Here is a 23,217-nt window from a genome sequence, read left to right on the forward strand (position 1 = left end):
TTTTTAATACGCGCCAACACGACTACGAATTTATAGATTTTATTAAAGAAAGGAGAGTTAGAGAGATGACCAAATGATGGAGTAGGCGTCGCCCCTGCTCCATCATTTAGTGGATAAGAATTTAGGCTTTTGGCCGAACGGCTTTGATATCCTGATCTGCAGCCCAGTTAAGAACGTCTTCCCGACGCAGCGCCGTTGCCATCAGGTCCGGGAATTGATCCGGTGTACAGGCAAAAACCGGAGAGCCTATCGCAGCAAAATCTTCCGCCAGCGACTGGTCATAAGATGGACGCCCATCATCACTGAGTGCCAGTAAGGTAATCACATTTACATCCTGGCGAACAAGGTTAGCAACCCGTGCTTTTAACTCCTCTTCATTCCCCCCTTCATACAGGTCGGTAATCAGGATTAAATGTGTCTTGCCAGGCCGCTCAATTTTATCCTCACAATAAGCCACCGCCTGGTTAATGTCTGTGCCACCTCCCAGTTGTACGCCAAACAAAACGCTGACCGGGTCTTCCAAGTCCTCAGTGAGATCGACAATTGCGGTATCAAAGCAGATCAGTTTGGTTTTCACTGCCGGTATTGAAGCCATTACCGCTGCAAAGATTGAGCTGTATACCACCGATGTCGCCATGGAACCGGACTGATCGACACATAGAATGACTTCATCCAGATCCGCAAGCCGGCGGCTTTGTCGCATAAAGCCAATCAACTTCTCAGGCACCACTGTGTGGTAGTCATGTTGGTAGTGCCTGAGGTTTTGCTGGATGGTTCTATGCCAGTCGATATCAGCAAAGCGCGGCCTGAAACTGCGTTTTGATTTATTGACAGCTCCCCTAACCGCTTCTGTGGTCTTTCGCTCCAAGCGCTCCATCAGCTCGTCGACCACTTTCTTGATGACCTGGCGAGCAGTCTCAATAGTCTTTTCAGGCATCACTGAACGCAGACTAACCAAGTCTGCGACCAGGTGAACATCCGCTTCAATCGCTGACAAAAACTCAGGCTCCATGAGCATCTGCTTGAGGCCAAGGCGCTCAAACGCATCACGCTGGACAACTTGTACTACCGAAGTCGGAAAGAACTCGCGGATATCACCCAGCCAACGGGAAACTTGTGGCGACGAGCGAGACAAACCACCTCGACCTTTTTTACCAGACTCCGAGTCTCCGCTGCCATAAAGCGCACTTAACGCTTGGGACAAACGCATATCCCGCTCAGAAAGCCCGGATTCACCTTCATCAGCCCCCAATACCAGGCGCCAACGGCGCTCCTTTTGTTGGTCTTTATCGACCGTTACCTCATCGGGTTGTTGCCCTTCAGACACTTCGTTTACTGCGCCCATGTCTTGTCCTTGTGGATTAATTTGCCGATACGCAATAGATGCTCTGACCACAGCGGAAAAACTTCGGGATTAATGGCTTTGGATACCGAGTGGTTAGATCGGGCACCGAGTACCAGCTCCATCATGCGCCGACGCTCCATCGCATCGAGACTGGAAAATACGCGTCGGAACAAGGGCAGATACTCGATAAATACGTCTTCGTCCAGATGCAGCAACCAGCGCTGTACCGCTCCCATCAATACCGGGTCGTACAGCAGGCGCTCAACCGCTTCAGCAAAAAAGCCCTCAAAAAATCGTGCTGCATCGGCGGCAGCTACCGCTGGAGACAGGGATTTTTCCAGCAATTGCTGTAACCGATATCCATCGAATCTTTCAGCCTGATACAAAAGACGCGCACAAAGACCGCTGACCTGTAAACTGGAAAGAGAGCTGTCTACCAGTTGCTCGAAGGCTTGCCACCAGTCCTCCATAACTTCATCACCCAACTCTGCCAATTGCAGTGCCTGGTGAGCGCTGTGAATACTATTTCGCAGCCGTAGTGACTCTTCATCGTTAAGATTGCGACAGGCGTACGGCAGGGCCAGGGCAGATTGCATGGCTAAGCGTTCTACCAGGCCGGCAACTTGCTCCAACGCTAATTCTCGCGCGGTACCATAGCGTTGTACCTGGATTAACGCCGGCAGGCTGTCGAGAAGCTCGATACCGTCACTGGCCAGAGCCGCTCTCTCGGCCAATCGCTTCAGACCTGCTTCAGAAGCCCGGTGCAACTGAGATTCAAGGGACAGCAAAACCACTTCTGCTAATTTGCCCAAATGACTCTCAGCCGAGATCGCCTCGATAAGTTTATTGTTAGCCGCTTGCTCAATGGTGGAACCGTAAACCAAGTTTTCCACCAACTTAACTGCATACTCCGGCTGCCAGCTGAGCACCCAGTTTTCCCGGAAAGTACCGCGACTTTTTCCGGTATGGGAGGGTTTACCCCAAGGCACTTCCAGCACAGCAAGACGGTGCAGTAACGTAGATTTATTCAGGCCGATATCACTGCGTAAATCCAGGGAAACTTCTTTATCCAGAGCCGTGGGCTTTAGCTTGGTCTTTTTCTGCCAGCGCTGTAGATCCTCCAGCAGGGGCACCAGTGGGGCATCCTCGGGGATAGCCCCAACTTGCTCACCCAGAAGCAACTCTCTTTCTACCTGCTGCCAAATAAGGCGCTCGCCAAAACAGAGGCAGGCCACAGCGGCTTCAATAATTTCTTCAAACCCCGGAGCTGGACGATTTCTAACGGCTGCCAAACTGCGACTCAGACGCACGGCTTCAATAACCGAAGCCGTGGAGACCACTTGTCCACTTTCGCGCAATGCGCGCACCAGCCGCCCAAACCAAAGCTCCAGCCACTGCTCGCCGGTGCCCTCGCGCCAAATATGCTGATACCACATAGGTGCAGCAACCCCAGCCCCGTAACCGGAGGCCATCGCCAATCGCGGCGATGTCCAGGGAATCCAGGTGGTTTTCACTTTGCTCTTGGGCAATTTCGCCGGCAGCTGTTTAATCAGTGCGCGGTCATCTTTTGCTGTGTGCTTTTCACGAAATGCCGGTAAGTGCCAGGCCCCGCAGACTACAGCAACCTCACCTTCCACCCCTTTCTTTTCTTTGGCAATTTCCAGGCGCATATAGGCTTCGCGCAGTAAATCCCTTTGCGATAACGGCGCGGTTTCAGTTATTTCTCCGCGCAGCACGGTCATCGCCGACTCTACCCGGGCAAATATCTCCGCACTGTCATCGTTATTCTGCTCGATCAGGTCATTCCACCAGGCCTCACCATCTTCATAACCCGCCAGCTTCGCCAAAAGGCCGATAGGATCAGAGGTATCAGATGGTGGCTCTGGCTCGCCTGCCACCGCAGGGGAATCAGACTCTCCGCCGTTTTGCTCCGCTTCAGGGTCCTGGGCTTCAGATTGGAGTAACTGCGCCAGCTGGATATTAATGGGCAGATCAATGAATTTAACTTCTACCCCCTGTTGTACAGCCCATAGGCAGGCCTGGTACTCAGGGGAGTATTCCACAAACGGGTAGTAAAGGCTGGAGCCGGGCGACTCTGCAGCATAGCCGAGTAGCGCTACCGGCGGCTGCATCTGTGCGCTAGCCAGCAGAGGCAGTAATTCACTGCAATCAGCGGGGCCCTCTATCAATACTTTTTTTGGCTTCAGCTGATCCAACGCGGCGACAAGGCGCCGCGCAGAACCGGGCCCGTGGTGCCGAATACCAAAATAATGACAATCCACCTTGGACACGGGATATCCCTTACAGTACTTCGTTCATGGTGTGGTAGTAACCGGCAAAGTCTCGGCGCTTTTTCAGGACCGTTTCCAAGTACTCTTCCAATACAGCTTTATCCTGCACTGGATCTTTGACAATGGCACCCACCAAATTACTGGAAAGCTCTTCTGCACTGAATTTACCATCGCCAAACCAGTTCGCCTGGCTCAATCCACCCACCATTACCGCAATTGCCTCAGCCGTAGACAAGTTACCGGACGGTGTTTTCAGAGTTATTTTTCCATCGAGTGTTTCACCGCCGCGTAGCTCGCGGAAAATGGTCACTATTTTCTCGATCTCTTCGCCGGCGTTTGCCGGTACTGGCAACTCCAGGCTCTCACCCATTTCTTCCACGCGGCGAGAAATAATACTGACCTCTTCATTCATATCATCGGGCAGCGGCAACACCACCACATTGAAACGTCGTTTTAGTGCGGAGGATAATTCATTAACGCCCTTATCGCGGTTATTGGCTGTTGCAATCACATTAAAACCGCGCTGCGCATAAACCGCATCATTCAACTCGGGGATCGGCAACATTTTCTCTGACAGCACGGTAATCAATGTATCCTGAACATCAGAACCCATACGAGTCAGCTCTTCCAAACGACACAAGGTACCCTGTTCCATAGCGCGATATAAAGGCGTTGGCACCAGGGCTTCTTTGCTGGGGCCCTTTGCCAGTAGCTGAGCGTAGTTCCAGCCATAGCGAATCTGGTTTTCGTCAGTGCCCGCCGTACACTGGATCACACGGGTACTGTTGCCACAGATCGCCGCAGACAGGTGTTCAGACACCCAGGACTTTGCCGTACCCGGCACACCGAGTAACAGCAGTGCACGATCGGTGGCGAGGGTGGCAACGGCAGTTTCAATCAAGCGTCGATTGCCAATATATTTTGCACTGATCTCAGCACCTTCAGCCGTTGTGCCGCCCATCAAGTATTTCACGACTGCCTGCGGAGACAGACTCCAATTCTCTGGTTTTTTTCCGGTGTCTTCTGCTTTTAAGGCATCCAGTTCTGATTGGTAGGTAATTTCAGCGGGTTGACGAAGTACATCACTCATGGGGAATCCTTTTATTTTACCTGCCCGGAAATTCACTGGTTATTTTATGAATTTTGCCGGGCAACGATCGGTCTTAAAATTAAATCTGTGTTGGGTGTATGGACTAAAGCCCATCCACGCCGGCAAGCTCGCTATTAAATCGAAGACAGTCAGTTGCGGGGTCTGCCCGTAGCACACCCTGCTCAAAAAGCGCTTCCAGTAACTGCCGTGCGGTCTCTCTGGGTAACATCAAGCCCAATGCGGTCAACTCCCGCTGGAGATAAATAGACTGCAAATAACCGCTCTCACTTAACTCCTCGACAACGAGTTTTAACAGCGCCTTCCAGGGCGACGTTTTTTTCAAATCATCCCAGGAAAGCTCCGTTAACGGTTCGGGCAAAAACTTGAGTAGATCCTGAAAATCCACTTTGGCCTTTTTATTGCGCAATAGTCCAAACATCAATTCGGCACGGCGGGACTGTTCCAGGCGCGGCAATAAACTGTGCAAGAGGGACATACCGGCCTCACCGGTATCCAGGTAGCTCTCAATATTTGTGACCAACAGGGCAATAGCCTTATCTGGCAAAGTATCTACCGCATTGGTAACAAAACTGTGGTTATCATAATCGCGATTTTTATCGAGCTGCCAAGCCCCAGCTAAGTCAGTCACGGTGATATCCAGTGCTTCCGCAAGGCTTTGTAGAGATACCTTCTGCAAAAATTCCGAGCGAATGGCTTGCTGTTTTTTGCTCTTGAGCTTGCGGGGCAATAGTTGCAACTGCTTCTTTACCAAGCCCACTTTTTTTAATTCGTAAAACTCAGCCAATTCCTGCGCAGAAGACTCTTCCTGAGTATTGGATTCAAGTTCCGATGACAATCCCAATCGGGATAAATACTGATTGGCAAGACGCGCCACCTTTTGTGAACGATCTTTAAGCAGGGACTGTAAATATTCCCCATCGGACTCACTCAGCCGGATAGCAAGAACTCGCACGATCCTTAAACGTTTATCAGCGGGTTCACGCCCGGCGCAGGTCTGGATCAAATTTAAAGCGGCGGCGGGTTTACTGAAGCGCAACTCCCTGAGCTTTGCCAGGCGACTGGCGGGATACCAATCATCCCAGTTTTCCTCAGTTAACGCTTCAGAATCATCAATACTACCCCGCTCATTCGCGGCCCATTGTGACCAGGGTAAATATACTTCCGGCAAGCCTTCATCATTACTTGAGGGAAGCCAGTCCGCAGGATGGGCAATATATCCCCGCTGTAACAGCAACTTCAGGAGCAATCCAGTTTGCTCCATAGAGCGGGACTGAACGCTTTCAGTGACACGACGAAAATGGGCCCGCATTGGGTAGGGAAGCACGAGCTTATTCAACTCGGGCAACAAGGGGAATTCGCGTAACTCCCCCGGAGCCTGGGGCTGATAGAGTGCGCTTTGGTGCTGGCTGAGAAGCGCTACCGCCGCTGATGCCAAGCGCTCCTCTTCCAGGCCTTCAAACAATGGACGCCAGGACTCAGGTAGGGCGTCGAGCTCTAAGGGCAAATCACTGCCCACCATCCAACGCTGCTGTAGGCGCTCTACCAACAACTGCTCTTCCTGGATTTTCTCAGGCGTTAGCATGCGATTGTCCCCCACTCATCTGTCCGCGCGCTGTGCAGTTCAGCGCTGCTTCCATCCCACAAAATAAACGCCGCCTGTAATCTTGAACCCAGAAGTAGAGAGGGAATCTGTTCATTGTTGAGCGGTAGCGTTTGCTGCCCAGTCGAGCAGCGCCACCAGTAATTGCCGTTGGCACAGCGCAGTAGACGCCCCCCTTCAAGAAGGTGCGGTACCTGCTCTATCCAGGGCTGCTGAGACAACTGCTTTTGGTAGTGGGAGAACACACTCTCTTGCTGGGTTGGCCATCTCTGATTCACACCATCCTGCACCACTTTAAACTCCACAGGGAAAGCTCTCAGGGGCGTACGACTAGGATAAAAAACCAACTCCCCTTCTACACTGGCGCCGATACCAATGCCCACCTCCCGGCGCCCCGCAGAAGCCGGATAGTGATCCAACAACAGGGCAAATACTGGGGTATTACTATCAAGCTTGAGTAACCAGGAAGCGTGGCTCACCAAACCATCGCGGCGGGTGCTCACTTTCTCTCCTACATTCTGCCAAATACCCCTTTGTCGGGGGCTGGCTGGGTTTTCCAAGACCTGGTCACGGTTCTCGGCAACGGCAATAGCTCTGCGAGCATCCACATCTTCCTCATCGGTGAGCCAAGCACTGCTGAGCAACATCAATTGCCCCAGCTCCTTGAATACCACTTCCGCCTGTTTCTGTGGCGCAAGCCCCAGGGCCTTGGCTGGAAGCTCATCAACCCTGGACGCCAGGCCGGCGGCTTTGGCGTCTACCAAGCGCGCAGAGATATAGCGGCAGCGCTGGCGAAGTTCCTTGAGAAATCCCACCATGCCAGTGCGCAATTGATCCTCAACCCACTGCTGGAATTCACCTAGCCCAGTGGCGATACTCTTGTTGGTTTTAGCGCGTGTCTGCGCTGCCCGCTTAGCCCTGGCCGCTTCCTTTTTTTCTTGCTCCTCTTTACTTTCCGAGGTTTCCTCAGAAATACCGTGAATGTTTTTATTGGTAGAAACTTTTGTCTCAGCTTGGGCTTCAGGCTTACTCTTACGCCGCCGCCCCAACCACTCCACTACCCACTCCGGTGTTTCAGCCTCAATAAAGTCATCCGGGCCGTCGGCGAATTGCCACAAAAGGGCTAGAACATGCTTGCAGGGAAACTTACGTGAGGGGCAGGTACACTTGTAACCGTGATCTACTGTATCTGCCATGGTGTAATAGGGATTGGCCCCCGATCCTTGGCATTGCCCCCATATACAATTTACAGAAGCCGCTTTACCGCGCAAAGGCCATTTAGCCGGCTTCAACAGTTTTTTGGCTGCGTTTAAAGAAGCCTGGTCTGGAGCCAGTTCTTGCACAACCTCTAGGGAAATATTCATCTCTTGCCTTATACAGCCCAATACTGTACATAAACACAGCAACTGTATCTATGTAGCTATAGCGGCGCATAAAGTACCACGCAGCTAAGATAGAATAAAATCTAAATTCACAAAATATTAAGTTTGTCGCTACTTTATTGATTTAAAGCAGTAAGTGCATATTCCAACGATTTGGCACCATGGAGCAAATTACCAGAGCGCATAGAACGACAGGAGCAGCGACATCGAAAGGGCTAATTTTTATATTGATTCATAAAACGTCAACAGAAGTCATGTATTTTACTAATACCATCTACATTTTTCGGTAGATTCAACTCAAACCCCGCCAGACCACTCTACTGTAAAATATTTATCAACGGACAATATTGACACCAATTCTCATAAAACCTAGTCTTGCAGAGGCAATATACCCCAAAATGAAATAGCCCGCGGGACGTAATTTGCAAGCAAAAAGTACAACTAAGTTAAATACAGTAATTATCATTATTGCCACCTGCTTAACCATGTCAGCTTGCTCTAAGAGAATCGCCACACTCATAGAAAGGTCTAAAAGCCTTCCCTATACAGAAACAATAACTCCAGAAGAGATAAAGAATTTAGGATTTAAAAAGGATCAGTACTGCACAAAAAACAAAGAAAACTGCGTTAGTTATTACTACGGCTCACCAATAACTGAAAGTAAACTTAACTATTCGGTTAAATTTTATGCGCAAGATAAGGAAAGCACTGTTAACCTTCACATCAGTAGAGAACAGCTTAAAAATAAATGTAAAGGCACCATAATTTTGTTTCATGGATTCCGTGGATCTAAAGAGTATATGCTTCACTCAGCATTATATTTTCGTTTTCTGGGATTCAAAGTCATAGCTCCAGATCTTCTCGGTCACGGCGAATCAAATAACACCAAAAAATATGGTGTAGGCGATAGTAAAGTTATCAGTCAGCTTATCAGCAAGTTAATCGAAAAAGGGGATATCGAAGATAAAAACTTATATCTACTGGGAAGTTCAATGGGGGCGCTAACCGCACTTTATATTTCCACCTTAAGATCAGACATAACTGGCATAATATTATTAGCTCCCATGTTATCTTTTGAACAAGCTTTTCATAATTATGCAAAACTCAACCACCCTATACTTAGTTGGATAATTCCTGACAAAGATATTCGCCATGGAGCAAACACTGCTCTAGAGAGAGCTGGTGTAGTCCCTAATGATACCAATATATTCCCCCTGCTCAGGGCCTCCAGGATTCCGATATTATTAATTTCCTCACCTACAGATCGAATAGCACCCTACAGCAGCTATATGACTCTAGATCAGTCAAATATCGAGCTGGCTGAAGCCCCCAATAGAAACCACCCAAGCATGACTACTATAGGAAATATAGAGCACAAAGTAATTATCAATTGGCTCAATAAAAAAGGGGATATTTGTACAACACCACAAAATCTTTGAGCTTAAGGGAGATCTACATTTGTTAGGTTATGTGCATATGGGAAATGTAGAAATCCATCATTATTTATACCAGACAACAGTAAGGGTTATACAATTAAGCAGAACTAACTAACCATCTGCCTCGGTGAAAACATAATGATAGCCATACCCAGCATTGCTACAGCGGCACCACTCACATCCCAGACGGTGGGTTTAACACCGTTAACCAGCCACAACCACATTATTGAGGTGAAAATATAAATTCCGCCATAGGCGGCATACACCCGGCCCGCTGGAGCCGGATGCAATGTCAATAACCAAGCAAATATCGCCAAACTTATACCGCCAGGTACTAGAAGCCAAATACTCTTGTCCTGCTTTAACCACAAGTAAGCCGTGTAGCAGCCTATTATCTCTGCAAGCGCCGTAGCCAGGAACAAAGCTATAGTTTTTATTTCAAACAGTAGCATGAACGTCTAGGTGTTTAGCTATTTACCGGACAAACATTTTCAAGACGCATTGTGAAGGCTCTTTTCATATATGAAAATTGTTCGATGGTCTCCATATGCTTACTCAGGGAGTTTCTTGCACGCGTAAATTTTTTCTTTTCCGATGCATTCATTCCCTCGTTAAACATATATAAACTTTGCAGTGGCGCCATGGCAGTTTTCTCTGTCCGATAAAAAACATCATCAGACATCGCCAGATCAACCTTATCCCGTATGGAGCCATCCGGCATAATTTGCACCGATACGCTGGGAACGTAATTCGCAATAGGGCCGTCAAAGTTAAGAACGGAGGATTCCTTCTCACTCAACTTCTTCGCCACATAAACCTTAAGCTTGTTATTGCGCACTTCCAATTTTACAAACGGTTTAATAATTTTAAACTTCTCCTTATCCTCCTCAAATAGTTTTACGGATGCTTCAAGCATTACCAGGCTTTGAGTATTGATAAAGCGTTCATATTCTTCCAAGTGGCACGATGCCTGTACCCCACTACTCAACAAGAAACATAGACTAAAGGCTAATCTTTTCATTGATCTAAATATTATCCTTAATATTTGATAAATTGATCGCCTCAAACATCAACTGGCGCACTGGTTAACCCAGCACAGTTTAGACCTCATTGGCATCACTATTAGCCAGTGATTGCGCTTGAAACTTTCTTACGATAAAAAATACGTACCCTGCTTCTTTTTCCGATTAATTTACGCCACTAATAGTAAAAAAGGTGAAGCTGGTTCAGCTTCACCTAACGGGTTTAGTCACTAAAAAATCCTGATCTCTGCGGAAGTTAGTCCCTACCGATAATCCGACAGTACTACCGGCGGCAGTTCAGTGGCCTCTGACATCCACTCTTTTACGCTGTCACGCCCCAGCAACCGCTCTATCCACTGTTTAGTAAGCGGCCAGGGCTGCAAATCTGGGGCGTGGGAGAAAATTCTTATCACTGTTGGTACAAAGGCTAAATCTGCCAGGGACAAAGCACCCATCAAGTAAGGGCCACCACTTTGCTCAAGCTCTCCTTCCCAGGCGGCAAATAAGCGCTCCGCATCCATCTCTTCTTCGGGGGTCATTAGGCGTTTGTCGGGGTAAAATGCACTTTCAAAGGATAGGCGTGGACACAACCCGGACAACCCGGAATGTTGCCAGCTAAGCATGGCCCGGGCTCGGGCCCGCATCAATGGATCTTGAGGTAACAGTTCACCAGAGCCAATGTCATTGGCATATTCCATAATGGCCAAGGAATCAAAAATAATTATATCCCCCTCTTCCAGTACGGGTACTGATCTCGCAGGGGATAGCTCTCCTATACGCTGTAAATTCTGGAATCGCTGTGGCCGGCGAATATCTACAACCACTTCCTCAAATTGAACTTCCTGTTCACGCAATGCCAACCAAGCCCTAAAGGCCCAAGTGGATGCATTTTTAGTACCCGAGTACAGAACACGAGACATAATTAATCCATTGTTATAGTTGAATTATATTGATCAATTGGGAGCTTCACTTATACCGCTTAACCGCCAAACAATTAGAATATAGCATCAAATTTATTGTGCATTAACAGCACTACGATTCATAGCCATCAATGCCTCATCACAAACAGCTATTTTTTGAATCGCCTCACAAACTTAAAGAAAACCAAAAGGCGACTCAAGTTTAGGCTAACTCTCACTATTCAATTGAATCGCCTAATAGACACAACTTACTACTGGGGTGGAAGGAAAGACTACACCGCACTCGAGACACGCAGTGAATACATCCCTGTAAGCTCCTAATCGGCATCCATACCTCATAGGGTCCCGAGCGCGGTGTAGTCTTTCCTTCTCCCTTTTTAGTAAGTTTCGCAAATCGCGAAAAAATTCAATCCAGGCAGCTTGGACTTTTAGTAATGGCAACATTAGCGTACCAAATGTTGGTGCCACTACAATCGGGATCAACCGTATCATATAAATCAAAGGAAAGATTAAGTTCAGAGAAATTTCCAGTTATGACATTATTAGTTGAATTCGTGAATTCCAAAACGATACCTCCACCATCATTACTTGATACTAAATTTTGGGAGATTATATTACTGGATGAGCCCTCGATTAGAATTCCTGCTCCACCATTGAATGTAGATATATTATTGAACACATTTGAAAAGCTATCATCTACCTGAATTCCATCAGAGACACTGAGCGATACAACACAAGAAGAGAGAGTATTAAAATCATCATCCATATCAACACCTACCCGACCACTATCAGTGATTATGCATCCACTAATATTGTTAAAGATACTGTCAATATCAATACCATCGTCAACACTACCAACTAGCTCAGTTCCGACGACCGTGTGATAACCCACACCGTCTATAAAAATATTGTCAAAACAATCATTAATGGCACCGCCAGTCAATACCGCACCTTGGCCCAGGATACGTATTCCAGCACCGCCAAATCCCGCACCTGTAGCACAGGTCACAGAAAAATCTCCCATACTCAAACTGCCTTCAGGACCAACTATCGTAAGGGCATCAGGCTCAGCGGCAGTAAGGTCACAGAGTAAATCCTGTGTAAGCACTTCGGCGGTTGTAATAACATCACCACAGGATACCTGAGCGGATACTACAAAAGAGTATGACGCTGTAAATAGCCCCATTACGCCTAATATTAATAACTTAATAACTGACTGCTTAATATCCATGTAAAACCTCTGTCAATATTGTATAAGAGTTGGAATTCCTAGCCTGGGATACAGACTGCCTCCTTAGTTTGGACGTGACTATTAATTCCGCCATAAGAAAAAGTACCTAAAGTACTAAGCTGCAATCAGCGGGGAAAATTACAAATCGAAGGGGGATAAGCTTTAAGGGCACAAAAAAACCCGGCAGGTGCCGGGTTTTTTAAACTAAAAGATAAGGAAATTACTTCAAACCAAGTACTTCTTTACCCTGAATAAAGGTAACGTCAACCGGAATATTGGCTTCGGCCAAACGATCCAAATCAGCTTGCAGTTCAGGGCCAATTACGCCTTTGGTCTCCAGCAGTGATTTGGCCTCCTCGTAGTCACCATCACCCTGGATAGTAATGATTAAACGAGACAAGTTCGTCATCGCCTGTTGCATCTTTTCAAAATCAACACTGTATTGACCAGTCTTAGGATCGCGAGTGAAGGCACCCTGCTCCTTAAAGTAGTTAAAGCGCATCATGTTGGCTTTACCGTGGGCACTGGCCGCACCAAAACGTACGCTGCGGAAAATACCCGCCAGGAAGGTAACATAGTTATCCATCAGCTGGCCTTCTTCCAGCTCACCTTTTTCATGCAAGCGGGTAACCATGTACAGACCGAGGATATCAGCCTTACCTTCTTCCAGGGCGGAAGAGGTTTCCTTCAAAGCCTGCCGAACATTATTTCCGCCCTCTACGGTCTTTTTAATTCCCAAACCGTGGGCCACTTCGTGGAACATGGTGTTGGCAAAGAATGCCGGGAAGGTAATATTCTTGCGCTGATCTTCTGCGATCAATACATCGCTGATCGGCACCAGGATCTTGTCAAACTTGGCCTGCATTGCATTCTTCAGCTGCAAACGGCGAGTGCCTTTGGCCAGCTGTACTTCCTCATCATTGGGAAGGTTAATGGCGATAGTCTTGGAGCCAGCGTTACTGTGGCCAGCGTAGAAGAGTACATCGTAGGCATTCAAGTCTGAGTCAGTACCGGGCTCTTCAGATTTGTATTTTTCCTCAACCGGCAAACCTTTCTGCAACTCGGGCAACAGAGCGGCAAACTTGGCCAGTTTTTTACTCCACTCTTTGTCTTTCAGCAGGACGTAGGACTCATAAGCGGTACGATAGGCAAACAGCTGGTCTTCATAGTTTTCAATAGGACCAATAACCACATCGATATCATTCTCCTTCATATCCATCCAGGCCATATCACTGGGTCGGAAATTATCGGAGAGAAGTGCGTCGGCACGCATGGTGAGGTAGTTAGCAAATTCCTTGCTCTCAGCCAGTTCAGCTGCCTGGCGCAGAATGCTGGCCGCCTTATTCAGGTCCGCATTGTAAGCTTCGTTGTAAGGCACCAGTTCGAGACTGCCAGACTCATTGCGGCGTACCAGGGAGTACAAGCCGTCTTTTCCTGCCTGGTCCCATTTCTCGAACTCTTCGCGGGTCATATCCGCTGGGTAGAAGTTAGCACCCAGGGGCTTATCTCCATAACCAACAATAAACGGCTTATTGTCGTTCAGGCGATCCCAGGGGCCATAGTTGATATCGGCAAACTTACGAGCGCGGTTGTCTTCAATATCCGGGAGCAATTCCTCAGCTGGACCGTAGGATTGCAACCAGAACAAGCGATCCATAATCTGGCTGGCATCAATCAGCAGGCCAATCATTTTGCGCTGGTTGTCGGAGAGACCGCTTAGATTTGCAGTGAGCTCAACCGGTACATAGATATCAAAACGCTTATCCGCATCTTCTACCTTTTGGCCTGAGGGCACAGGTACAGTCTTGGACTCTACAATCTGAGCCTCAGCTTCCGCTTTGGCAACTTCTTCGGGCTGCTGCTCTTTTTTGGAACAAGCGCCAACAAGGGCCAGTGCCAACACTGCTGCCGCTATCTTGGTAGCCTGAAAAGGAATGGTCATATCGCTCTGCCTATCATTTTTTTGTATCGGCGCCACATTAGTCTGGCTGTAGGGATTTATCAACCGTCATGGCGTAGGCACCTCAGCCGCTTGGGTCTCAGTTCCACGCTCCTGTTGCTGCATACGCCAGAGGGCCGCGTAGTGTCCGTCAGCCTGCATCAATTCCCGGTGGGCTCCCTGCTCGACTATTCCGCCCTGATCCATTACCAGAATGCAGTCTGCATCCACAATTGTGGAGAGGCGGTGAGCGATCACTAACGATGTCTGCTCGCGGGCAATATCCTGCAGGGATGCCACTATGCCCTGCTCTGAGTGGCTATCGAGAGATGAGGTCGCTTCGTCAAAGATCATAATCGGAGGCTTTTTCAGCAGGGCCCGAGCGATAGCAACCCGCTGCTTTTCCCCTCCGGACAATTTGAGACCCCGCTCCCCCACCAGGGTATCGGCCCCCTCTGGCAGTTGCTGAACAAAGCATTCCAGTTGGGCGTGGCGGATCGCCTCATCCACCTCAGTATCTGAGGCATCTACACGTCCGTAACGTACGTTGTCCCGGATCGACTGGTTGAACAACACTGCATCCTGAGGCACAACACCAATAGCCCTGCGCAGCGACTCCTGGGAAACACTGCGAATATCTTGGCCATCGATGGAAATGGAACCGCTGTTAGCGTCATAAAAACGAAACAGGAGCTTAAAGAGGGTGGACTTACCTGCACCGCTAGCGCCAACAATTGCCACTTTTTGCCGTGGTTCCACAGCAAAGCTGATACCTTTGAGGATCTGGCGATTATCTTTGTAGCCAAACTGGACGTTATCAAACTCAATTCGGCCCTCCACCACAGTGAGGGGGGCCGCCTGGGGAAGATCTTCCACAGTAGGTTTTACCGCAAGTAAAGAGAACATCTTCTCAATATTTGCCAGTGCCCCTTTCATCTCCCGGTACACAAAGCCGAGAAAATTTAGCGGTATAAAGATCTGCATCATAAAGGCATTCACCAATACGAAGTCACCGATGGTCATAGTGCCTTTGGTGACTCCTACCGCGGCAAGAACCATTGCTGCACACATTGCGCTGGCAATAATCAGCGCCTGGCCACTATTTAGGCCAAGCAGGGACAGCCTGTTCTTACGCCGGGCCTTCTCCCAACTGGCCAGCTCCCGGTCATAGTGACCGGATTCATGTCGCTCATTGGCAAAGTACTTAACCGTCTCATAGTTGAGCAGACTATCAACTGCACGACTGCTGGCCTGTGACTCTGCCTCATTCAACTCCCTGACAAAGCGCGTACGCCATTCAGTGGCTACCACTGAAAAGCCGATATAAATAATCACTGCGGCCAACACTAATAGCGCAAATAACCCGCTGTAATTCCACCAGAGCAATCCCGCCACCATAGCTATCTCTACCAGCGTGGGTACGATATTGAAGACCATAAACCGCATCAGGAACCCGATGCCGCTATTGCCCCGCTCAATATCCCGAGAGAGCCCACCGGTACGGCGGTTCAGGTGAAAATCCAGGTCCAGCTTGTGTAAATGCTGGAACACTTCCAACCCGATCCGGCGCTGGGCCCGCTCAGTGACACGGCCAAAAATCGTATCTCGCAGTTCGCCAAACAGAGTGCTGGAAAGGCGCACAGCCCCATAGGCCAACAGCAGCCCCAAAGGTAATGCCACTGCCTGGGCCATGCCCCCAGCACTATCCAGGTCATCGACAATATGTTTGAGCAAAAATGGCAGGGTAACACCCGCAACCTTGGCGCCAATCAGGCAGAGGATCGCCAAGACTACGGCGCGGCGGAATTCCAATAGGTAAGGGAAGAGGGTTTTGAGTGCACCCCAGTGCACCTCATCCAAAGAGACAGTGGATTTGGGTCTCGGCATAATCTATCCAGGAGGAGAAAACAGGCGCCCATTATAATTCGTCAATAGAACTTATATAGACGCTTGTCTCTAAAGCGCCGCCCCGAAGCTGCTCTTTAAAGCGCATATTCTCACTCTCACACTACATTGACACTGTCGCCGATACAGCAGCAGTCATCAAACAGCAAAACGTCTGTGCCGTTTAAGAGGACCGCAAAAGACTAAATCGTCGCTAGGCTTTCATATGCTCAAGCATATAGGTCAGCACTTCATCTCGGTCATCGACTAATTTTTCTATCAGATCAAGATGGTCCCGATTATTCGCTAATTTGAAATAACAGGGATTATCCATTTTTAGCATTTTCTCTTGATACTCTTTGGCCTGCCGAAAAAATTCCAGAGTATCAAATTCAGGCACTATTAAGTGTAGCGGGTATCTTGTTGCATCAATACCAGACACTAGCATCTGGGGACTTACCTTTTCAGCAGATTCCATCGACATATTAATGAGATCATTGAAAAAACTATTGACCAATGGGCGGATATCAAATATGCCAGCGAGGGAGAACGCACCTTTAAATTTACATTGAGCAGTTGCCGGAACGCCAAATTGATTCCAATCTGTCTGATGTAATAATGCCACCAGCTGCCCCCCTACCGAGTGCCCCACTAAATATACAGATGGAGATCCTTTTTCCTCGGCCTCTTTCAGTATGGTTGCCATTGCCCACTGCATCTGTAAGACAATAGACTCCATTGGAGTATCATTTTTCCAGTCCGAGGCCATACGGTAACCCGGAATATAGACCGCAAACCCCTCTTTATTAAAAGGCTTGGCCAGAAAAGAAAATTGCTCTTTTGAAAACCACTGCCACCAACCACCGTGAATATAAATTACAACCGGAGCATTTTCAGGGACTTTATCCGACCTGAATACATCCATCGAGCCAGAGTAGTCCCCCTCTCCAAAACTGACAGTTTGTAAACCGTCCTTAATCGCTTTGCGATAAGTTAAACTGCGACTTCCTGTAAACTCTGCATGAGATGGCAAAAGAAGATCTGCAGGGAGGCGACGTGTCCACAAAACGGGATTATATTGTTCGTCCGTTTTCTCACGAGTAAAGCAATTCCAAAATTCACTCACGGGTAACACCCTCACTTTTCGCTAAGATTGATAGCTTTGCGTCTATATAGGTTACATCCGCTAACTCTTGACCGATTGGGCTTTGCCAAAAAAGGTTTTATTTGTTTTCCCGATCTTTGGGTAGGCCAAAGTATTTATGCCTACTCTACATACATAGATGCATACCCAGTGGCATTACCGTTCCAAATTATGGGTATCCTCTATCGTGATAACCACCGTTTCATCAAACACTCGATTTTGAGTGATCACTTCGGTGTTTTAATGTGTTGGTACTGCCTTCCGTATCATGATGGCTTTTCGTCAAAAGTAGGCCAGCCTCCCGTAGTAGCCGTAGCGCATCAGCATCATTAATATCATCTACGGTAGAAGCAATAAGGTTGTACCCTATATGATAGGGGTCCGTATCGACCCCAGCATGCAAGCCTTCCAAATAGACACAACCTTTCCTCGCGACAGGCCGGGCTGCTCGAATAAGTTCACCATCATGTTCGACATTGAATTTCCCATTTAGCGCATTAACAATATTCATCAGGGCCTTTTGTCTCTTATCTGGATCTCGAGTAATGGCGGTCGAAAACTTAGTGCGTATGCAAGGGCCTTTCCAGCTGTCATCGAGATATTTACTGTTAAAAAATACGCGCACCATAAATCTCTCGCAAACACGATTTAAAAGGTATCGGGCAACCCAAACATCGTCTGCTATCGTTAGAGCATCGCAACATTCACCATCAATGCCACGATAACCGATTCGGAATACCCACTGCCCCAGCGTTATAGTCTTGATCTCACTGATAAGAATTCCAGCATCGATACAGGCTCTCGCATGAGCCTCAGCAACTTTTCGCCCATAAACCGATTCACTGCCTACACCACAATAATAAACTCTTTGTAATAAAAAGGCCTCAACCCCTGAAAAACGAAACGGATAGCAATCAGAAATAAGTTTATATTCCTGCTCAAAACCCAGCTGTGGTTCAATAATCGCTCCCAAACAGTCTAGCGTTTTCCTCATTCGGGCACGTATATTTGACAGGTGAATTTTTTTACCTTCCTCAAGCACCTCACAAAGTACGATATAGTCATTTAGCCCACGTAGTGGGTCCCGATAGATTCGTATTGGATTCAGGATACAACCAGAATCACTGTCATCCAACTGCTCTGTCTTGGACCGGTCAAAAGTCCACAACGGGAAATCCGTTACTACCGGACAATCTGGCAAACTAAGAGCTCTAGCCTTCGAACGAATCTGCTGCATCGGACTCGCTCCATCAATCCAAAGGTATTCTACGAAACTGAGTTTACTCATACTGATGAACCTTTTTGAGTTTCTACGTCAGCAGAATATGCCCTGCCTACTCTAGTATCTGGAAAATGTACTTACATAGATAAATTATCGATTAGCTTTAGACCCTACACATAACAGGACTGCCAACGTTATCTACTCACTTCCAGACCGAAAAACACTTAAATCTTCATAGCATCCTTCATATAGAAATTTATTAAAGAGTAAACCTGAATCGTGTTATCTACCGTTTAAACTATCGAGGTATTTTTCGTAATGACTAAACTAAAAACACTGAGAATTTTGAACCGGCTTGATTTCTGCTAGTAGTAACTATCTATGCCCTAACTTAGAACATTCCAATCAAAGCGGGCACCAACCCTCTAATGAATTCGATCAAACCCTACTAGCTCCCTATCGGACACCCCCCGAAATAGACCATGTCAACATGGCCAGTTTCGATATCTATAATCTGAGACACAAACGCGTTCAAATACCACTCTGATTCAAACGATCCCGAATTACTCTATAAATACGACAAACCTCTAAGCAACAACTTGACTTTAAGGTCCTAGCTAGATTCGGAGCCATATACACTATGTAAAACATCTACACAGAGCATAAAATCTGATAGGAAAAGCCTATTCCTGCGAAACTTATTGGTGAGCAGTAGATACAAGTTAGGGCACCTGTTCGCAATTGTATTTTTTCAATTACAAAATTATGGTGACGAAAATAGTAGCCCGCGCTCTTCCCATAAAAAGGGCGCACTCTGAGTCGGCCACTAGATAACCTAGCAACTAACGATAAGTTTTATAACAAACACTCCTCACAGGGTGGGGCCGCGCCAGTTTGGGCGGCCAAATTTTCTATAGTAAAGTACAGGTCACAAGTAGAATATTTTGTGAATAGGCCCTGCACATCAATGGAATCATTTTTTGTGTAAAGCCCCCTTTCCCTCAACACTTACAAACGTTTCAGCAGTAATTCCTAGACTCTAAAATCTCTATCAGAGGAACCTACGGTATCCCCCCCAGCTAGTAATTATAATTTACGATTTTGATGTAATTTGTGGGAGGTTCTTTTTCCATTGTATGAACTACAGCGGCAAGAAGGGAGGCCTATTGATTGAGGGGTAAACTGCTCAGTACAAATACACAACACCCGAATCTTCCACTGAGTCATTTGCCTGAACGCCAATAATACCAACGGCCGAGCTATCTTCATTGGGAGCTCCTGCGACTAAAATATGACCATCCGCACTCAAGGCTATCGACCCACCGAAACTATCACCTATTTCGGTATTACTTGTCTTGATGTATGCCTGCTGGTGCCAAACGCCGTCCGCACGGGCAAACATATAAACCGCTCCAGAACCAACAGAATCATTGTTCACCTGATCGCCATCGATTTCGGTTGTAGCGCTAGCCTCTCCAAAAGCGCCTATGACCAGGGTATGACCATCCGCACTCAGAGCTACAGACCCACCGAAACTATCACCTGCCCCGGTATTACTTGCCTTGATATACGCCTGCTGATGCCAGACATTATCCACACGAGTAAACACATAGACCGCACCGGAATTCCGAGCATCATTATTAGTCTGGTCGCCATCAATACCGGTAGCAGCACTAGACTCTCCGAAAGCACCTACCGCCAGTGTATGACTATCCGCACTCAGGGCTACGGAGATACCGAAACGGTCAAATACATCAGAATTACTCGCCTTAATATACGCCTGCTGATGCCAGGAGCCATCCTTGCGGGCAAATACATAAACTGCCCCGGAACCAACTGCATCATTATTTTCATGGTCATCATTGATACCGACAGCAGAGCTAGCCTCATCGGGGGCCGCTACAGCGAGGGTATATCCATTCGCACTTAAAGCTACAAACCTGCCGAAAAAATCACCAACCCCGACATTAAATATATCATTTCTCGCCTGGCCGCCATCGATACTGGTATCGACGCTGTTTCCCACCCGCGTGGCCGCCCTCCTTTTCGTCTCAACTGCATATTTTAGGGTGTGAGTTCCGATGGCTGGTCCTGCGGCTGGGCTGGCCACCTTATCGACCATACTGGTCGTGGCATGACCCTGACCGTCACCGCCAAAGACTGTGGACAGAATAAAAGCAACCGACAGTGCAAGCCCCAACAACAGGCGTATTAATATCATCGCAGCAGGCTCAAGTTTTGACACTACGTAATACATAGCCATATTTCCTTTTCTTTTTCCCTTAGGCATGGCAAGAGGGATTCCCCGGTTGAAAAGGGAGATAACAAAGCCCCAAAGACACCACCTTCTAGCAGATAACTGGATTCATCAGCAGTGAAACAACCGACCGTGGGATTCAGCGTTGAAAAAAATTGGAGTTTCGGAAATGAGGAGCCAGCACTGGAGTAAAAAAAGCCCGGCAAGCTACCGGGCAAAGGGGCTTGTGCGGGGCCAGCACAAGCAGGGGAGGTTGCGTAAAAGTGCTAAAACATTAACACCCGATACACTATTGAATTTCAACCAGTAAAACAGTCAAACATGGTACTCATCGTGTAACCGACTAAGTAAATAAGTTATATTTTTGTTTGAGTATCGTTTGGATTACTATTCGGCAGTCAAATTGATTTAACTGGAAGGAGCTTCTGAACAGCTCTCTAATATCACTGCAGACTTTAAAGGTTACAGATATTAGGCGCAGCTCACCTCAAATAGCTGTAGCCCTTTGCAAAAGCTGCAACACAGCAGGCGTAGGTAGCCTTCAAGGCCTTTTACCGTATTGACCGCGCCCTCAAAACATCAAACATTGACTTAACCTTTATTACCTTTAGGTTCATTCTCCACCTTAAATTCCTCCCCCATGAAAACAACACCAGCCAATTTGTTTAACTCAACACTAAATCTATGCTTGGCTGTAACGATGGCGACCAACAAAACATGTCGGTCTCCATAGATCGACCTCGCTCGCTTTGGGGTCTGAACAACCAGAACACAATCTTTGGTTAAACCAACGCGCAGCCAACTTTCTGCATGTCCCGGCAGGGTGATTGGAGACGTTACAAAACGGACGCCCTCCAAATCTATATAAAGAAGAGTAAGGTCCGATTTTACGTTTAGCTCTCTCAAATTCATTCCTATTTCCTCATTGAAATCTTATCCTTTATCAAGAAGCATTACCCTATTGGGCTCATCACCAATTAAGATCAGGCAAGAAGTTTTCCCCTCGCCCTGGAAAATCTACCGCTTTAATGTACCTTTTACCCACAATACATAACCAGACTCACTACCAGTGAACCAATAAAACGTGGCACTAAACATGTATACCACGGCAAAAAAACTCTAATCGTGTTTGAATTACGTTTGAATCAAAAAAAATAATAGAGTCAAATTGCCAGATAAAAATACCGGAACTTACAGTCTCAATGTAGCACCTGGAAGTATTAGCGACCTACAAAACACCCACGCACATCACAGAAAGATGAACCCTCAAGCACACAGCTATCCATACTAGAATTGTGACAGTCTAGCCAGCTGAATTCAGAAAGAATCTGTCTGCATAATCCAGCAGTAAATATCACGATCATTTAAACGATCACTCACATTATTGAAATTTAACATCTTGCTCAAACCGCTCATCCAGCCAACCCAGCACTTAGATACATCCTTGAAATTTAATACAAAATGCAAGGAGCTAGCAGTTATCTTGTGCAATCCAGAAAATAGGTTTTCCATGCAGCAAGATACAACAACCTGGAATTTAGATACCTTCAACAACAAACAACTAACCTATAACTTTGCCCGTAGCATTGAAGGATTTTTCTCCATCTACTCCCCAGCCTTAAAACATATCTATGGGGATTTCACAATAGAGCTACTGCATGGCCAGAAATCACGTTTGGTGGCAACACCCTCGATATATGGCCTTGACCGCTATATCAATATTCCCGAAAACACTCTGCGCCCCTCAGGACTTTATATTTTTCCAGGAGATTTTTTCGACCTCCACCAATATCAATTTAGGGCTGCTTTTTTAGCTAAAGATTTAACATTCCCGAAAAACCCCATGATCGGACCTCCCAGCGCAGGCTTCGATCTATTTAGGAAATTCAGCAATAACAACGAATTATTCCCTGTATTCACCAAAAACGACCTCCACGAATTTAGCTCTATGACGCCCTGCCTACACATTCACCTTATTGACCTAAGAAAAATAGACTTGTCTAACCCAGAACGAAAAACCCTTAAATTGATGTTTGAGGAAAAATATACACGCCTAAAAAGCATTGGTTGTTAAGGTGAATGTAGAAGTACCCCTCTGGGATAAAATCTTCACATACCCACCCCGTATTCTGTCGAAAATCTTCGGAGAATTCTCGCTGGTTGACCAGGCGTAATGTAACTGTTGAGAGCAGGCATTAAATGCCCGCTCGCGATATGCATCCAATATAGGGGGGGGAAAGATCTTATTAAGCTTATTGCTCCCCCCAAATAAGGTCGCCCGATTTTTCTATCGGCGGTTCAGATACCGCCTAGATTACAAAGCATTCTCTAAGGAGCCTCTGAATAACTCCCTAATTACCAACGCTTCCTGCTTTATCGCTGTACCACTCTGCACCTGTATATATGCCCGACCTAAGCAGAACGGGCACATGC

General features: G+C 47.2%; 17 protein-coding genes. 2 read left to right on the forward strand and 15 right to left on the reverse strand.

Features of this window, described 5'->3' with window-relative positions:
• Window positions 1-121 precede the first annotated feature (121 nt).
• The 5 genes from ACJJI3_RS10630 to ACJJI3_RS10650 form a co-directional block, all read right to left on the reverse strand.
• Entirely contained in the window at window positions 122-1,345 is a 1,224-nt protein-coding gene (locus ACJJI3_RS10630; protein WP_444942412.1) for a VWA domain-containing protein, read from the reverse strand.
• Window positions 1,333-3,636, reverse strand: coding sequence for a DUF5682 family protein (locus ACJJI3_RS10635; RefSeq protein WP_444942413.1), 2,304 nt, complete (start codon window positions 3,634-3,636; stop codon window positions 1,333-1,335). The genes ACJJI3_RS10630 and ACJJI3_RS10635 overlap by 13 nt, the downstream gene beginning before the upstream one ends.
• Window positions 3,637-3,646: 10 nt before the next feature.
• Window positions 3,647-4,726, reverse strand: a complete 1,080-nt coding sequence (locus ACJJI3_RS10640) for an ATP-binding protein (RefSeq protein ID WP_444942414.1) — start codon at window positions 4,724-4,726, stop codon at window positions 3,647-3,649.
• Between the two features lie 103 nt (window positions 4,727-4,829).
• Complete coding sequence (locus ACJJI3_RS10645) at window positions 4,830-6,329, reverse strand: DUF5691 domain-containing protein (RefSeq protein ID WP_444942415.1); 1,500 nt, start codon at window positions 6,327-6,329, stop codon at window positions 4,830-4,832.
• Window positions 6,323-7,711 (reverse strand): SWIM zinc finger family protein, encoded by a 1,389-nt coding sequence (locus ACJJI3_RS10650; protein WP_444942416.1) that lies wholly within the window; start codon window positions 7,709-7,711, stop codon window positions 6,323-6,325. The genes ACJJI3_RS10645 and ACJJI3_RS10650 overlap by 7 nt, the downstream gene beginning before the upstream one ends.
• A 440-nt stretch (window positions 7,712-8,151) precedes the next feature.
• Here ACJJI3_RS10650 and ACJJI3_RS10655 point away from each other — a divergent pair, with 440 nt between their 5' ends.
• Window positions 8,152-9,168, forward strand: a complete 1,017-nt coding sequence (locus tag ACJJI3_RS10655) for an alpha/beta hydrolase (RefSeq protein WP_444942417.1) — start codon at window positions 8,152-8,154, stop codon at window positions 9,166-9,168.
• Between the two features lie 104 nt (window positions 9,169-9,272).
• Here ACJJI3_RS10655 and ACJJI3_RS10660 read toward each other — a convergent pair whose 3' ends face one another.
• The 10 genes from ACJJI3_RS10660 to ACJJI3_RS10705 form a co-directional block, all read right to left on the reverse strand.
• The gene (locus tag ACJJI3_RS10660) at window positions 9,273-9,617 is read right to left on the reverse strand and encodes a YnfA family protein (protein ID WP_444942418.1); all 345 of its coding nucleotides are present in this window, start codon (window positions 9,615-9,617) and stop codon (window positions 9,273-9,275) included.
• 14 nt (window positions 9,618-9,631) lie between these two features.
• Window positions 9,632-10,123, reverse strand: a complete 492-nt coding sequence (locus ACJJI3_RS10665) for a hypothetical protein (RefSeq protein ID WP_444942419.1) — start codon at window positions 10,121-10,123, stop codon at window positions 9,632-9,634.
• A gap of 327 nt (window positions 10,124-10,450) precedes the next feature.
• Window positions 10,451-11,107, reverse strand: a complete 657-nt coding sequence (locus tag ACJJI3_RS10670) for a glutathione S-transferase family protein (protein WP_444942420.1) — start codon at window positions 11,105-11,107, stop codon at window positions 10,451-10,453.
• Between the two features lie 406 nt (window positions 11,108-11,513).
• Window positions 11,514-12,338, reverse strand: a complete 825-nt coding sequence (locus tag ACJJI3_RS10675) for a right-handed parallel beta-helix repeat-containing protein (protein WP_444942421.1) — start codon at window positions 12,336-12,338, stop codon at window positions 11,514-11,516.
• 220 nt (window positions 12,339-12,558) lie between these two features.
• A complete protein-coding gene (locus ACJJI3_RS10680) occupies window positions 12,559-14,280 on the reverse strand; it encodes a DUF8614 domain-containing protein (protein WP_444942422.1) in 1,722 nt (573 codons plus the stop codon).
• Between the two features lie 66 nt (window positions 14,281-14,346).
• Window positions 14,347-16,164, reverse strand: a complete 1,818-nt coding sequence (locus tag ACJJI3_RS10685; protein WP_444942423.1) for an ABCB family ABC transporter ATP-binding protein/permease — start codon at window positions 16,162-16,164, stop codon at window positions 14,347-14,349.
• A 211-nt stretch (window positions 16,165-16,375) separates the two neighbouring features.
• A complete protein-coding gene (locus tag ACJJI3_RS10690; protein WP_444942424.1) occupies window positions 16,376-17,287 on the reverse strand; it encodes an alpha/beta hydrolase in 912 nt (303 codons plus the stop codon).
• Between the two features lie 223 nt (window positions 17,288-17,510).
• Window positions 17,511-18,593 (reverse strand): glutamine synthetase, encoded by a 1,083-nt coding sequence (locus ACJJI3_RS10695; protein ID WP_444942425.1) that lies wholly within the window; start codon window positions 18,591-18,593, stop codon window positions 17,511-17,513.
• A 1,120-nt stretch (window positions 18,594-19,713) separates the two neighbouring features.
• The gene (locus ACJJI3_RS10700) at window positions 19,714-20,784 is read right to left on the reverse strand and encodes an FG-GAP repeat protein (RefSeq protein ID WP_444942426.1); all 1,071 of its coding nucleotides are present in this window, start codon (window positions 20,782-20,784) and stop codon (window positions 19,714-19,716) included.
• Window positions 20,785-21,375: 591 nt separating this feature from the next.
• The gene (locus tag ACJJI3_RS10705; protein ID WP_444942427.1) at window positions 21,376-21,696 is read right to left on the reverse strand and encodes a hypothetical protein; all 321 of its coding nucleotides are present in this window, start codon (window positions 21,694-21,696) and stop codon (window positions 21,376-21,378) included.
• 532 nt (window positions 21,697-22,228) lie between these two features.
• Here ACJJI3_RS10705 and ACJJI3_RS10710 point away from each other — a divergent pair.
• Complete coding sequence (locus tag ACJJI3_RS10710) at window positions 22,229-22,858, forward strand: hypothetical protein (protein ID WP_444942428.1); 630 nt, start codon at window positions 22,229-22,231, stop codon at window positions 22,856-22,858.
• Window positions 22,859-23,217 lie beyond the last annotated feature (359 nt).

This window comes from Microbulbifer maximicatervae (SeqCode) (assembly GCF_052466985.1).

Coding starts and splice junctions, on each gene's coding strand:
- ACJJI3_RS10630 (WP_444942412.1), bottom strand. CDS start 1,345: ATGGGCGCAGTAAACGAAGTGTCTGAAGGGCAACAACCCGATGAGGTA.
- ACJJI3_RS10640 (WP_444942414.1), bottom strand. CDS start 4,726: ATGAGTGATGTACTTCGTCAACCCGCTGAAATTACCTACCAATCAGAA.
- ACJJI3_RS10645 (WP_444942415.1), bottom strand. CDS start 6,329: ATGCTAACGCCTGAGAAAATCCAGGAAGAGCAGTTGTTGGTAGAGCGC.
- ACJJI3_RS10650 (WP_444942416.1), bottom strand. CDS start 7,711: ATGAATATTTCCCTAGAGGTTGTGCAAGAACTGGCTCCAGACCAGGCT.
- ACJJI3_RS10660 (WP_444942418.1), bottom strand. CDS start 9,617: ATGCTACTGTTTGAAATAAAAACTATAGCTTTGTTCCTGGCTACGGCG.
- ACJJI3_RS10670 (WP_444942420.1), bottom strand. CDS start 11,107: ATGTCTCGTGTTCTGTACTCGGGTACTAAAAATGCATCCACTTGGGCC.
- ACJJI3_RS10675 (WP_444942421.1), bottom strand. CDS start 12,338: ATGGATATTAAGCAGTCAGTTATTAAGTTATTAATATTAGGCGTAATG.
- ACJJI3_RS10680 (WP_444942422.1), bottom strand. CDS start 14,280: ATGACCATTCCTTTTCAGGCTACCAAGATAGCGGCAGCAGTGTTGGCA.
- ACJJI3_RS10685 (WP_444942423.1), bottom strand. CDS start 16,164: ATGCCGAGACCCAAATCCACTGTCTCTTTGGATGAGGTGCACTGGGGT.
- ACJJI3_RS10695 (WP_444942425.1), bottom strand. CDS start 18,593: ATGAGTAAACTCAGTTTCGTAGAATACCTTTGGATTGATGGAGCGAGT.
- ACJJI3_RS10700 (WP_444942426.1), bottom strand. CDS start 20,784: ATGTATTACGTAGTGTCAAAACTTGAGCCTGCTGCGATGATATTAATA.
- ACJJI3_RS10705 (WP_444942427.1), bottom strand. CDS start 21,696: ATGAATTTGAGAGAGCTAAACGTAAAATCGGACCTTACTCTTCTTTAT.